The sequence below is a fragment of the Barnesiella sp. WM24 genome, from assembly GCF_004570975.1.
Lineage (GTDB): Bacteria > Bacteroidota > Bacteroidia > Bacteroidales > Muribaculaceae > Muribaculum.
The window spans coordinates 297,809-310,163 of sequence record NZ_SPPC01000003.1; the positions used below are offsets into that span (position 1 = coordinate 297,809).

Annotated in this window: 16 protein-coding genes; 8 read left to right on the plus strand and 8 right to left on the minus strand. The window is 44.7% G+C overall.

Going from position 1 to position 12,355, the window contains the following annotated elements; genetic code table 11:
• Positions 1–42 precede the first annotated feature (42 nt).
• Positions 43–2,079, minus strand: a complete 2,037-nt coding sequence (locus tag E4T81_RS04585; protein WP_135041856.1) for an outer membrane beta-barrel family protein — start codon at positions 2,077–2,079, stop codon at positions 43–45.
• Between the two features lie 152 nt (positions 2,080–2,231).
• On the opposite strand from E4T81_RS04585, the gene E4T81_RS04590 reads away from it, so the two are divergent.
• Together E4T81_RS04590 and E4T81_RS04595 are read left to right on the plus strand one after the other, a co-directional pair.
• Positions 2,232–3,650: a sensor histidine kinase KdpD gene (locus tag E4T81_RS04590; RefSeq protein WP_135041858.1), complete on the plus strand. Its 1,419-nt coding sequence runs from the start codon at positions 2,232–2,234 to the stop codon at positions 3,648–3,650.
• Positions 3,640–4,320 (plus strand): response regulator transcription factor, encoded by a 681-nt coding sequence (locus E4T81_RS04595; RefSeq protein WP_135041860.1) that lies wholly within the window; start codon positions 3,640–3,642, stop codon positions 4,318–4,320. The genes E4T81_RS04590 and E4T81_RS04595 overlap by 11 nt, the downstream gene beginning before the upstream one ends.
• Positions 4,321–4,365: 45 nt before the next feature.
• Here E4T81_RS04595 and E4T81_RS04600 read toward each other — a convergent pair whose 3' ends face one another.
• The 6 genes from E4T81_RS04600 to E4T81_RS04625 are packed head-to-tail and all read right to left on the minus strand — an operon-like array spanning position 4,366 to position 8,199.
• Positions 4,366–4,851: a PH domain-containing protein gene (locus tag E4T81_RS04600; protein WP_135041862.1), complete on the minus strand. Its 486-nt coding sequence runs from the start codon at positions 4,849–4,851 to the stop codon at positions 4,366–4,368.
• The gene (locus E4T81_RS04605) at positions 4,848–5,378 is read right to left on the minus strand and encodes a hypothetical protein (protein WP_135041864.1); all 531 of its coding nucleotides are present in this window, start codon (positions 5,376–5,378) and stop codon (positions 4,848–4,850) included. Before E4T81_RS04605 ends, E4T81_RS04600 begins: the two co-directional genes overlap by 4 nt.
• Before the next feature lie 4 nt (positions 5,379–5,382).
• Positions 5,383–6,066, minus strand: coding sequence for an SIMPL domain-containing protein (locus E4T81_RS04610; protein WP_135041866.1), 684 nt, complete (start codon positions 6,064–6,066; stop codon positions 5,383–5,385).
• Positions 6,067–6,098: 32 nt separating this feature from the next.
• Complete coding sequence (locus tag E4T81_RS04615; protein ID WP_167761694.1) at positions 6,099–7,172, minus strand: ElyC/SanA/YdcF family protein; 1,074 nt, start codon at positions 7,170–7,172, stop codon at positions 6,099–6,101.
• A gap of 2 nt (positions 7,173–7,174) precedes the next feature.
• Entirely contained in the window at positions 7,175–7,405 is a 231-nt protein-coding gene (locus tag E4T81_RS04620; protein ID WP_135041870.1) for a hypothetical protein, read from the minus strand.
• 32 nt (positions 7,406–7,437) lie between these two features.
• Complete coding sequence (locus E4T81_RS04625) at positions 7,438–8,199, minus strand: 4Fe-4S binding protein (RefSeq protein WP_135041872.1); 762 nt, start codon at positions 8,197–8,199, stop codon at positions 7,438–7,440.
• 188 nt (positions 8,200–8,387) lie between these two features.
• Between E4T81_RS04625 and E4T81_RS04630 the strand changes: the two genes are divergently transcribed.
• Positions 8,388–9,182, plus strand: coding sequence for a nitroreductase family protein (locus tag E4T81_RS04630; RefSeq protein WP_135041873.1), 795 nt, complete (start codon positions 8,388–8,390; stop codon positions 9,180–9,182).
• Between the two features lie 44 nt (positions 9,183–9,226).
• Here the strand turns inward: E4T81_RS04630 and E4T81_RS04635 are convergent, their stop codons facing one another.
• On the minus strand, positions 9,227–10,120 hold the full coding sequence (locus tag E4T81_RS04635) for a radical SAM protein (RefSeq protein WP_135041875.1): 894 nt from the start codon (positions 10,118–10,120) through the stop codon (positions 9,227–9,229).
• Positions 10,121–10,254: 134 nt separating this feature from the next.
• Here E4T81_RS04635 and E4T81_RS04640 point away from each other — a divergent pair, with 134 nt between their 5' ends.
• From E4T81_RS04640 to E4T81_RS04660, 5 genes are all read left to right on the plus strand, one after another.
• A complete protein-coding gene (locus tag E4T81_RS04640; RefSeq protein ID WP_135041877.1) occupies positions 10,255–10,608 on the plus strand; it encodes a helix-turn-helix domain-containing protein in 354 nt (117 codons plus the stop codon).
• A gap of 2 nt (positions 10,609–10,610) precedes the next feature.
• The gene (gene dmpI / locus E4T81_RS04645) at positions 10,611–10,811 is read left to right on the plus strand and encodes a 4-oxalocrotonate tautomerase DmpI (protein WP_135041879.1); all 201 of its coding nucleotides are present in this window, start codon (positions 10,611–10,613) and stop codon (positions 10,809–10,811) included.
• Positions 10,793–11,386 (plus strand): flavodoxin family protein, encoded by a 594-nt coding sequence (locus E4T81_RS04650; RefSeq protein ID WP_245207006.1) that lies wholly within the window; start codon positions 10,793–10,795, stop codon positions 11,384–11,386. The genes dmpI and E4T81_RS04650 overlap by 19 nt, the downstream gene beginning before the upstream one ends.
• The gene (locus E4T81_RS04655) at positions 11,376–11,921 is read left to right on the plus strand and encodes a GrpB family protein (RefSeq protein WP_135041883.1); all 546 of its coding nucleotides are present in this window, start codon (positions 11,376–11,378) and stop codon (positions 11,919–11,921) included. The genes E4T81_RS04650 and E4T81_RS04655 overlap by 11 nt, the downstream gene beginning before the upstream one ends.
• A 60-nt stretch (positions 11,922–11,981) precedes the next feature.
• Positions 11,982–12,355: hypothetical protein (locus tag E4T81_RS04660; RefSeq protein WP_209308156.1), on the plus strand; the 374-nt coding region annotated here is incomplete at its 3' end.

A 12,355-nucleotide genomic window follows, 5' to 3' on the forward strand; every position in this document is an offset into this window, starting at 1 on the left:
CTACGATATAAAGGAGCGCCAAATGGCGCTCCTTTTTTGTCGCTATTTTCCTGTGCCGAAGCGAGATGTGTCAATGTTCGTGTCTTTGGGCTTGAAGCCGTTGAATCGCCAGATAAATGTCAGTTTGAGGTTGCGGGTCATGTCGCGCACTTTCATCCGGTAATCCTGACCGGCATGGTTGATAGTCATGGTTGGCGACCATTTATTGAAAATGTCATCAGCTTTCAAATCAAGTTCACAGCATCGATTCTTTCCGAACTGCCATTTTACGCCGGCATCGACTTTCCATATACTCGATAAGTCGGCTATACCCTGCAAAGATGGCGAGATGTAGCTGAAATCAACGGTCAGTGATACCGGGCAGTTCTGACTGAACTTAAAAGAATTGCTAAATTCACCATAGAATATCCACTTGCTGTTGTCAAAGCCGATGTCATGAAAATGGTCGGCTTTCTCCCGCTGATTGAAAACATTGGCTGTGGCCGTGGCATTCCAGATATATCCTACACCAAAAGGCGCATAAAGATTAAGCCCGACAACGCGCTTATAGTTCATGTTGATGGTCTGATAGATGAGATTCATGGCATCCGGCGATTGGTAAGGAAGCTGCACCGTGGTCTTGTCGCCATATTGGAAATAGAAGGTCGCTACATATTTTTGCCTGAGGATATAGTTGAACTGGGCATCATATTGAATATAGGGTTGCAACTGGAGATTACCGACAATTGTCGAGTAGTCGTTAATGTGGCTCGTGCCGCCATGTAGTTCCCAATATGAGGGATATATGCGTTGGGTGTTGAAGTTCAGTTGAAATATGCTTTTGGGTGTTTTGTAGTAAGTCGCCCCGAACTGAGGAATGAAATTCCAGTTGTGCTGATATTTATTGTAATAATACTCACCCTTTGCCGAAAGATTGAACGACAGTCCCCAGTCGAAAGACCGTTCTGTGCCGACGTAAAAACTCGCCACATCTTCGTTGAGAATATCATCGAAATCGGGATTGTCGGACATTGCGTAGTGTTGTGAACTGTGATCTTTTGAGTGTTGATATTCCGCGCCATAGTTCAGTTGCCACTGTCCAAGCTGATGCTGTTGGTCAATATATGCATGCCAACGGTTAATATCCTGACGGTTTTCAGAGCCAAGAAGGTAGTCTGTGTCCTTAAACAATGACTGTGAGCGGTTTTCGGAATAGCGGGTGTAGTCGCCGCCTATTGTCATGCCAAATGGCGTCGTGTAGCGCAGGGCGATATTATGATAGCCGACAGGCGACAGCATATTGTAGGCATTTGTATAGTTGCCCAATGATCCCGAAGAGAGTCCCCAACTCTTTGAATCGGAGATTATCTGACCGTTGTAAGTGAGTTTGAGTGTTTTCCAAGAAGCGGAGGCAAATATGGTATTGCTCCAGTTCTGACCAATACGCCGCATGTCGTCCTCAATCATAGTTCGTCCGTCATCATAAAGATGATTCGACCATGTTTCCTCGCGGCTCCAAGACTTGGTGCGCGACAGCCCGTAATTCAAATCAAAAGTCCAGTCTTTTACAGCGTATGTGGCTGCAAGTACACCGCCATACGAACCATAGTGAGCCTGATTGTATCCGGCTCTGACCTGTCCCTGCAAGCCGTCGAGAGGCGTCGGAGTTTTCAGAACCACGTTGATTACGGCACCATTAACATGATACTTAGCCGGGGCGGAATACATAATCTCCACGTTTTTCAGCCTGTCAACCGGAGTGTTGTAGAGAAGTTGATAAAGATTCTGGAGCGGCATATTGGTAAGCTCGCCATTGAGAATAATAGTGACATTTGAAGCTCCCGTGAGCCATATCATACCGTTGTTGTTTGTGACGCCGGGCATATAGCCAAGGGCTTCAAGAATATTGTTAACCGGTTTGTCCTTGACTATTCCGGGGAGGTCGACTACCATAATTCCGTCCTTACCTTTGACTTGTGGTTTCTCTCCCTTTACAACAACCTCATCGAGCTGTCTGGTAGAAATTGTATCAGTTGCTTCCGTCTGTGCCACAGCCGATATGAACGTAATGAATGAAGCGAATAATATGCCTTTCCTCATAGCTGTTTAATTTTTGTTTGATGCAAAATTACAGGCAAATGGTCTTTGGCAGATAATTCTCAACCTTATTTAGTCTTAAATGCTCCCTTATTTAGTCTTAAATTGAAGTGTTCCTAAACAATTGTGTGACGGATTATTAGTAACTTCGCATTATGAAACGCTTTAAGACAATCTCGACTACGTTTATTGTTGTCATTGCAGTTATTTTCAGCTGCAATGTCTATTATCTCATATCCCTTTACAATTCGATCAGGACAGATGTCGAACGCGATGTAATGACTGCTTTGGCTGATGCTGATATTGACGACCTAATGTATCGGGCAGGGAGGGCGCAGGCATTGGCATCAAATGTACAAATGCAGGAAGACATTGAAGAATATAATGCCCCCAGAAAAGCAGAAGCATCAACATATAAAGATGAAAACGGTCAACTCATATCAGTCCGGACTGAAGCCGACGGAACTGTTATTGAAGAGCGCGCAATGTTATCTGAAAACTCGTCCTATTCCAATCAGATGGTTGATGCTATGAGCCGGCAATTTCACGCTATAATGGATAAATACATCCCTTACGATATGGAGGTTATGGATAGCGTCTTATATAATCAACTTTCCAATAGGTTCATATATCCGGATTTCCTATGTGTGGAAGTTGTCAACAGTAACGATTCCGTGATTTGCGGCAATCCCAAATTCAACGGAGAATCAGGATTGGATTCATTCAGCTTCAATATCAATCCTGACGAGGGAATATATTACAAGGCATATATGACACCACTAACCCGCCATATACTTTCGCAGATGTTTGGAATCATTATTACGGTATTTCTTCTGATGGTTGCATTCTCTCTGGCGTTTTGGTATCTGTTCCGCACAGTCTCGCGACTGCGCACCATTGAGGAGATGAAAGATGATTTTGTCAGCAATATGACCCATGAATTGAAAACGCCTATTGCCATAGCATATTCAGCCAATGACGCTCTGCTCAATTATGACATAACCAACGACCCCGACAAAAAGACAAAGTATCTGACGATTGCAAACAAGCAACTGAAACGACTTGGCGAACTTGTGGAAAATATCCTTGCAATGAGTATGGAACGTCGAAAAACCATGAAACTCAGACCTGAAGATATACAGTTACGCGAGTTTGCAGAAGAAATCGCCGCAGCCCAGCGTATGAGAGGAGATAAGGATATAACCATCAATGTTAATATTCCCGAAAATACCACCATTGAGGCAGACAGGGCGCACTTGGCAAATGTACTGAACAATCTGATTGACAATGCTATCAAATACTCCAGAGATAGCGTTGAGATAACGGTAACCGGCGACAGCCATGATCTTTCGGTAAGAGATAACGGCATCGGCATTCCGTCAAAATCCATTCCCTACCTGTTCAATAAGTTCTACCGCGTTCCGCATGGCAACCGTCAGGATGTCCGTGGCTATGGCATAGGACTATATTATGTAAAGAGTATTCTCGACAAAATGGGCTGGGATATTGAGGCCAAGAGTACAGAAGGTGAAGGCTCGGTGTTCACTATTAAATTCAGCAAAGATGAGCAATAAGATACTGTTTGTAGAAGATGAGGAAGACCTGACGCTGATTGTCGCCGACACTCTGCGCGGAGAAGGCTATGAGGTTGTCACTGCTGTTGATGGCGAAGACGGGCTTGAGAAATTCAAGACCGAAGCTGCCGATATAGTCGTGGCTGATGTCATGATGCCCAAAATGGATGGGTTCACTATGGCGAAGGAGATAAGGAAATTGTCGCCGACTGTACCATTGCTTTTTCTCACCGCAAAAAGCACAATAGATGATGTTGAGCAAGGTTTTGAAATCGGAGCCAACGACTATCTTAAAAAGCCCTTTGAACTCCGCGAACTGATAGTGCGGATTAAGGCGCTATTAAGAAGATATGGTGACAATCGCACCGAGGATATCCGGTTTGCAATTGGAACATACATATTTAACGTAACGACCCAGACATTGTCATTTGGCGACAAAGAGACAGAGCTGTCTCACTTTGAAGCCAAGATTCTTGAACGTCTGGCCACAAATATCGGCAAGACTGTCGATGCCTCAGAACTGATGATTGCCGTATGGCAGCGCGATGAACAAAGCAACCGCAACTCCCTGCATGGCTACATCCACAAACTACGCCGAGCCCTGCGTCACGACCCCACAATTTCTATCATCAACCAGCGTGGCTTCGGCTATATGCTTGTCGTCAAATAAAGAGGCTATAGTTAGATTGCGTTTGTTTATCATTACAATTCCTTATTAGCCGTTTATTGTTTTAGCTATTTCCTTAACCATCTCGGGGGCGTCTTTGCAGCCGAGCATATACTTCTTGCCATTGTCAAGGGTTACAAGGAAGCAGTCGGAAGCTTTACCGTAATAAGCGAAATACTTGCCAAGATCCTTCTCGCGGAACCATCCATACCAGCCAAACCATCCTCCGCTGCCACAAATACGGATTGCGCCCATAGTCGGAGGGCATAGTTTGACATCAGCAATCTTAGACAACGGTATGGATTTTACTCTCAGCGGTCTGACAATGTTAAGGCAACCGTTATCCAAGGATATGTATAGCGGCATGTAGAAAAGAGTTGACAGTAACAGCAGGATAATCACTGCTACTAAAATTCCTATTGCTAACTCGTCGTCAGGCTGTTTCAGTGCATACACAAGCACTCCACACATCAGAGCAGTTGAAAGCGCTGATATAATCAGACAATATGAACTGAGTTCTACTCGCTTTTTCATTGTTTCTTCAATTTTTCGATTTTTGCTTTTATATGTCGTTGCGCACTCCTAATACCTGGCGATAGCGCTTGATATTGCATCAAGCCAAGATGGTGTTCAAGTTCAGAAATCAATTCCGGAAAATGGCGGCACATCTTGTAAGCGGCATATGTGCTGAAACATCGGATTGAGCAAGGCTCACACTCGGAATTGATTTTCGACATGCAGTAGTCAAGGAAATCCGCTCTTATCTCGTCCACACGGTATTCTTGCTCTCTAAGGAGTTGCAAGAGCATGCGTTTCTTGCTTGTATCGGTCTCTGTCAGCAACATGTCAATCATGTCATCTCGTATTGATACCAGCCATTCCGCATCCTTTTGAGGCAGATGAGTCATCGACCATAGCGAGTTTACGCTCGTCATTCTGTCGTTTGATTGTGCTAAATTCCAAAGCATTGTTATCTTTTCCCTGGAGCCTGAAGCCCACGATGCAACACTTTTTATTTCCGGCAAATTGACACGTTGAGCCAACAGATTCTCGATGTCCATGACGTTACTGCCTTTCAGAGAAAATAAAACGCACTTTGACGCTATAGCGGCGGACGATACGGCGGAGATTCTCCATACCGGAGCCTCCGCTGTAAGCAACGTTACTGAATGTCGAATATCCCGATGGATCGCCTGTTGTTTCAATTATCTCGTAAGGGGCAATTATCTGCAGCCCTTCGTTTTCAGCTATGAACTCGGCTTTTTGTCGCGCGGCGTCAAGCGCCGACTTTAGTCCCTCCCTGTTATAATGCGCCATATCGGAGCAGTCGGTCTTGGTGATATTGAAAGCCGTGATGCCATTTCGGTCAAGACGGTCGGATATATACTCTATCTGACTGAAGTCGGAGACAGTAGCCGAGAGCCGTTTAGCCATCAGGAATGTAGCTGAAACATCACGGTCTCTGTAATTTCCCAAGTCAGAGACTATAATATGAGAATCCGGCACCCCGGCATCGCGAAGAGTTTTTCTGATGCGTTTTTCAATGTCAGCCAATTTCACGATTGTACTGTCGCCAAATGTCTTCTGTTTAAAGTATTCTTCCATGCCTATCTCGATTGAAATGCGGTCGGGGATTATATTCAATGTCGCCGAACCTGTTACCTCTATCATGTTAGGGGTGTTATTTTGCGCATCTGCAACGATGACTGACATAAGCAATGCCGTCAACGATATAAATATCTTTTTCATTCTCTGAGCCGTTTTTGTGGATGACTGTGATTTTATTTTATTTGAAACTCAACATATACCGTATCACTCTTCTGGATAGGATAGGGCGGATAACTGAATGTCTTGACAAGACGGTATGTGGCAGACTTGTCACTCAGATCATAAAGCCACGGCCTTACTGTCAATCGGAATGAACCATTGGGCTTTAGCGAGTGTCCTATGTCATTGAAACATACTTCCATTCCCTTTGCCAAGAGGTCATGATACTTTTTTGAGTAAGGAGCCGGAATCCAATTTCGCCGATTAGATTTAACGTCTATTCTATACCATTCCCCTGTAGTCATCTCCTCGTCACGACTGTTGGTAAACTCCACGACAAGTGAATCTATCGGGTTTTGTATGACCTCGGGACTTACTATTTTCATTGTCACGCCTTCAGCCGTGGCATAGCTTTTTTGCGGCATTATGTCGGTAATCTCAATCTTTTCCCCAAGGAAATGAGGCTGTTTGCCAAACCAAAGGTCAAGTATCATCTTGTCGCGGGCAAGCCATTCGCGCAAGGCAAGGCGGCTGCGCACCAATCTTCCGGCTCGCAGCGGAGCAGCTATTGCAACCGCTTTTATCCCGTTGGCATCAGCAATATACAGCGCTCTTGCATCATGATCGGACTGGGATATGATAGTAATCGAATCGCAACCGAATACCTCCTTTGCCCTTACGACAGAATCAAGAGTCCTGAATCCGGCGAAATCAAGAATAATCCTACATTCCGGCACTCCATGAGCTATCAGAGAGTCTCTCATAGCTGTTGCTTCGTCATATTTCTTTGTGTGGTTGTCACCACTCGCGATGATAAAATCGACCTTCCCGGCATGATACAGCTCTGCTGCCGTATTTATGCGAGTGGTAAAGTAGGAATTGGGGCGCCCAAGCTTATTCAGCGGATTTGTTCCAAGCAACAGAGCCACTTTATTGCGGGGAAACGAGTCCGCAGAAAAATATATGCGGCTCTCTGCGGCATTTTCTACCTTGACGTTTGCATAAACTGTAAATGCCACAATCAGAAGTAGAAATGCGCAAAGACTTAGCGCAATCCTTCTTATCAGAATTTTGAATTTCGCAGCCATGGTCATTTTTTATTATATGAAATTTCATCAAGACGTTTTGAAAACCATCTATATATGAAATAATAGCCAAGAAACATGAACGCACTGAGCATAAATTTTGTAGATTTGGTCAGCATTTCATTTTCACGCAGATATTGATTGCACAAGGCTATAATTGCCCCGTACACCACTGCCATAAGCAATAAAACTATGAATGCAAAAAGTGCTTTCTTTACCGTAGGTCTGATTTTCATTGTCAGTAATGTTATTGGTTTAAATGTATGGATTAGACAAACCACTCCGGTTCAAGCCGGCGGCTGTTGTCTTTGACAAATTTCCATCCGGCAATCTTGTAAAGCATGCCGCCAAGATAGCGTGCTTCATTGGGACATACATTGATGCACCTACAGCACATCATACATTTCTTGCCGTCTGTGAGCGTGGGATTTTTTAAATCAATGGCACGGGTAGGACACTGCGTGGCACATTTGCCACAACTGTTGCATTTCTGTTTATCAACATTGGGGTGAAGGGGCACTCCCGCTGCCTTTTTGTATGGTCGGTTTCCCTTTATTGCATTAAGGTCAAGCAAGCCTTCACCGGCAATTTTCTGTGAGACACTATCGGCAAATGCCGATAGTATTTTCTCGTCATCAGCATCAGGACGTCCTGTCGCCACCTTGGGAAAAATGCAGTGTTGGGCTATAAACGTGCCTGCGGCAATCACTTTAAATCCTCGCGCAGCAACGATGTCGCCAAGTTCCACCAGCGCGTCATCATAGTCGCGATTACCATACACGACAATCACGACCGCTTTCTGCCCGTTACCGGTTACAGTCTGGAGGCGTTTGGCGGCAAGGGCAGGAATCCTTCCGGCATAAACCGGCATGGCGAATACAGCCACATCGGATTCAGCGCTGAGATTAATGTTTCCCGATTCTTCTAATGTGAGGTCATGTGTCTTGGTTTCTGCTCCAAGATAATTTATAAATATTTTTGCTACCTTTGCGGTTGTCCCTGACGGGCTGAAAATAAAGGCGTGTATCATTGCAAGCTGATGTGTCTATTAACGTTCGATAACTGCAAATATAGTAAATTATTTAATAACGCTTCGCTTTCAATACAATACATTTTTCATTGCTGTCGTTCTAATTTCAAGTAAATGAAAACTGCCTGCCTTCAATCCGGGTTGAACTTAAATTATGATTTTCCGTTTTTGAAAAAAAGAAAATAAATATGGATATACTTGACGCTATAAAATCACGCCGCTCGGTAAGAAGCTTTAATGGAGAGGCACTCTTCGGGAGCAACCGCAAGATATTGATGGATGCAGTAGAACAATCTTCAAGCCCTTTTGGCGGCAATGTCACTATCCGTCTTAAAGAATTTGACATAAAAGATGGATATAAACCAAGCACTTACGGCATGATAAAGGGTGCCGTCGATTTCTTTCTGCTTGGCATAGGCGATGACGAGGCATCAGCGCTCACTGCCGGATTTCGTTTTGAACAGGTAGTTCTGAAGGCATGGCAACTCGGACTCGGCACCTGCTGGATTGCCGCCACGTTCAAGGGATCGACATTTGATGACGGGCTGACATGGAGCGATGGCGAGAAACTAAAAGTCATTTGTCCTGTGGGGGTTCCGGCAAAACAGAGTATGATGGAGAGAATCACACGTCTGTCGCTCGGAAGTAAAAATCGTAAACCGTTTGGAGAATTGTTTTATGATGAAGACTTTAAGCACCCGCTATCCGTAGAAAGTCGGTTTGGTGTTGCTCTTGAGATGATGCGTCTTGCTCCGTCGTCAACCAATTCGCAGCCGTGGAGAGCGCTTGTCGCCGGTGATACCGTACATTTTTATTATAAACCTCAAAGTGACGCTTCTGTGCTTGACTGCGGAATAGGTATGTGTCATTTTTATGAAGCAGAAAAATACAGGTCACATGATGGCAAGTTCTTCAAAGCAGCTGAAATCCCGGTTTCTCATGAATCGTGGAAATATCTATATTCTTACAAGTCAAATCTTTAGCACAAGACACCAAACTAATCTTGTAGAAAATATAAGTTCCGGATTTACAGATGCCATATCCTGTTGCGATATGCCTTGAGTTCCTCTTCTGGAAACTCGGCTATCGCATTGTCAAATTCATGGAGCAACACCGCCTTGTCGTAGGGTAACGCCCCCGTTACAGGTACAGTGTTGGAAACATGGTGTCCAAGTAGGTTGACCTTTATTTTCAGTCGGTCAATCAGTGTGCGTATCTCGATTAGTCTTTCGATTTCCGGCTCTTCCACATAAGTCCCGTTTATGACCTCCTGATATAGTTGTGATTCGGGAAATATCGTGAGTGATACGATGTTGATGATACACGGATGGAGCCGGTTAAGGACATCAGCTGTCGCTACGGCACTTTCCACTCCTTTCCCTTTTCCTCCGAGTCCGTTAAGATAGAATACGTTGTAACGGATTCCTGCCTCGTCGAGTTTCGACAGCTGCTCAAGAATGTCCGATGCGCGGTAACCCTTGTTCATTCTTGTAAGGGTCTCGTCGTGGGCTGTCTCAATGCCGATGTTGATACTGTCGAGCTTCATGTGACGGAGATTTTTAAGTTCCTCTACCGACTTTGGCGCGATGTCTGTCACGCGGGCAAACATTCCGAACGACACCATGTGAGGGAGGTATTTCCTCAGCAGAAGTGCCACATCCATAAGCCGGCTGTAGCTCAATGCAAAAGGGTTTGCCCCGGTGAGATAGACACGCCGGGCACGTGGCTGCCACTGACTGATGACTTTCAAGTCTTCCTCCACCTCTGACAGCGGTGACATACGGAACGGTGTGCCGTGATAAAGACTACAGAATTTGCACTTGTGCCATGTACAGCCTGACGTAATCTGAAGAAGCTGGGAACTCGCCTCGTATGGCGGACGCCATACCTGCCCTGTGAAATGTAGTTGCGGATATATCATATCTCGATTATTTTTTGTAACTTCGTAGTGCAAAATTAGATGATTATAAGCGTGGAATCAATGACTTACCTAAGAGTTTGACCCTTACCGAAAAGTTTGCATTGCTCTTAATCAGTCTTTTTGCAACTCCTGTTATGGCTAAAAAACTTGACTACGAATATTGCAAGGCTGCTCCGATGCTCGAATGGCTGGGCAACAAGTGGGCACTGGTGGTTCTCGTAAAGATTTCAGAGAACGAGCCGGTGCGCTTCAACGAGCTGTACCGCAATATCCCGTCGGTCTCGGAGAAAGTGCTTTCGCAGGTGCTTCGTCAGCTTACAACCGACGGCATTATCCGCCGTGAGTTATTCCCGGATGTGCCTCCCCGCACAGAATACTCAGTGACGGAGTTCGGCAGAACGCTTCTGCCTCATGTCGAGGCCCTGCTCAACTGGGGACGCGAGAATTTTGAACAGATAATGTCAAACCGCCAAAAGTCTCATAACTAAAGATGCCTTACATATCAATCGAGAGCGGCAAACTGACCGCTGAACAGAAGAAGCAGTTGATTGAACGACTCACTGCAACGGCCTCCGAGATAACCCATATCCCGGAGCAGTTCTTCACCGTTACCATCAAAGAACTGCCCGATGAAAACTTCGGTATCGGCGGCAAATCAATCGACGAGGTAAAATGCAATTACAAGCCATGAAGGTAATCGGTATTAACGGAAGTGCCCGAAAAGGCGGCAACACAGCCCTGATTATCAGCAAGGTCTTTGATGAACTCAATAAGGAGGGTATCGAAACTGAGCTGATACAATTGGCTGAATATGAAATACAGCCGTGTCGCGGATGCTTTGCTTGTAAAGGCAGAGGCAACTGTGTGTTTGCGAATGATGGATTTGCAGAGATATTCAGCCGTATGGCAGATGCGGACGGCATAGTTCTCGGATCTCCGGTATATTCCGCGGATGTATCTGCAAAGATGAAAGCCTTTCTGGAGCGTGGGGGTGTTGTCGTTGCAACCAATCCGGGAATTCTTCGCCATAAGATAGGGGCGTCGGTTGCCGCAGTGCGTCGCGGTGGCGCAATGACAACGGTCGACACCATGAATCATTTCATGCTCAACAAGGAAATGATTGTCGTAGGCTCCACCTATTGGAATATGGTCTATGGCAAGAACATCGGTGATGTACTCAACGATGAGGAAGGGATGGCGAATATGCGTAACCTCGGCGAGAATATGGCATGGACGATAAAGAAACTAATTCCCAATGCAAGATAAGCGGTTGCAGGATATGACACTTGAGGAACTATGGGAGTTGTTTCCGATAGTTCTGACTCCGCATAACCCTCTATGGTCAATTTGGGGCGAGGAGGAAATACGATGGCTGTCGTCAGCTCTTTCCGAATATAGTCCAATAATCAACCATATCGGCAGTACTGCGATTCCCGACATTCAGGCTAAACCGATAGTGGATATTCTTGTAGAGGTTTCTCCGGGAATCGAATGGCTACCGATAATAGAAATATTGGAACGCAATGGCTATATCTATATGTCAGAATCTGGAAGTCACATCAGTTTCAATAAAGGTTACACACCTTCCGGATATGCCGATAAAGTGTTTCATGTCCACGTGCACAGGACCGGTGATAATGATGAAATCCTATTTCGCGACTATCTGATAGCGCACCCGGAATCTGCCAAAGAGTATGAAACGTTGAAGCTGTCGCTACTACCTGAATACAGGAACAATCGTGATGGATACACTGAAGCAAAAACTGAGTTTGTTAAAAAGATAGTCAGTCAGTTGACTTGAATAGTAGAGACGATAGGACTGTTTGCGGAAGAATTAGCAACATTTTAACGAAAAAAATTAATGAAAAAAGAAATTTCTTATTTAATAGATGAATTTATTAGTCTGTCTGATGAATTAAGACCGGGTTATTCCTTGAGTATTGCTAAGGATAAAGAGTCGTCTTTAATTCTCCCGGAATCATTAAATATATTGTACTCTAAAGTAAGTGGTACATACTATGAAATTGAAGATCAACGATTGATGGATTTCTTACCCGGTTATCTTCTCATTAGGGATGCTGAATACGAAAGTTTTACGCAGTCTGTAAAGGAAATGATTCCTAATGGAGAAGATAAGTATTATCCAATCCTTGTGAATTATTCATCAGATTTTTATGCGTTGAAAGTATCGGAAGGTAAAGAAAACGGAATTTTCCTGGTAGAACACGATGGCGA

Coding starts and splice junctions, on each gene's coding strand:
- E4T81_RS04585 (WP_135041856.1), bottom strand. CDS start 2,079: ATGAGGAAAGGCATATTATTCGCTTCATTCATTACGTTCATATCGGCT.
- E4T81_RS04590 (WP_135041858.1), top strand. CDS start 2,232: ATGAAACGCTTTAAGACAATCTCGACTACGTTTATTGTTGTCATTGCA.
- E4T81_RS04595 (WP_135041860.1), top strand. CDS start 3,640: ATGAGCAATAAGATACTGTTTGTAGAAGATGAGGAAGACCTGACGCTG.
- E4T81_RS04600 (WP_135041862.1), bottom strand. CDS start 4,851: ATGAAAAAGCGAGTAGAACTCAGTTCATATTGTCTGATTATATCAGCG.
- E4T81_RS04605 (WP_135041864.1), bottom strand. CDS start 5,378: ATGGACATCGAGAATCTGTTGGCTCAACGTGTCAATTTGCCGGAAATA.
- E4T81_RS04610 (WP_135041866.1), bottom strand. CDS start 6,066: ATGAAAAAGATATTTATATCGTTGACGGCATTGCTTATGTCAGTCATC.
- E4T81_RS04615 (WP_167761694.1), bottom strand. CDS start 7,172: ATGGCTGCGAAATTCAAAATTCTGATAAGAAGGATTGCGCTAAGTCTT.
- E4T81_RS04620 (WP_135041870.1), bottom strand. CDS start 7,405: ATGAAAATCAGACCTACGGTAAAGAAAGCACTTTTTGCATTCATAGTT.
- E4T81_RS04625 (WP_135041872.1), bottom strand. CDS start 8,199: ATGATACACGCCTTTATTTTCAGCCCGTCAGGGACAACCGCAAAGGTA.
- E4T81_RS04630 (WP_135041873.1), top strand. CDS start 8,388: ATGGATATACTTGACGCTATAAAATCACGCCGCTCGGTAAGAAGCTTT.
- E4T81_RS04635 (WP_135041875.1), bottom strand. CDS start 10,120: ATGATATATCCGCAACTACATTTCACAGGGCAGGTATGGCGTCCGCCA.
- E4T81_RS04640 (WP_135041877.1), top strand. CDS start 10,255: ATGGCTAAAAAACTTGACTACGAATATTGCAAGGCTGCTCCGATGCTC.
- dmpI (WP_135041879.1), top strand. CDS start 10,611: ATGCCTTACATATCAATCGAGAGCGGCAAACTGACCGCTGAACAGAAG.
- E4T81_RS04650 (WP_245207006.1), top strand. CDS start 10,793: ATGCAATTACAAGCCATGAAGGTAATCGGTATTAACGGAAGTGCCCGA.
- E4T81_RS04655 (WP_135041883.1), top strand. CDS start 11,376: ATGCAAGATAAGCGGTTGCAGGATATGACACTTGAGGAACTATGGGAG.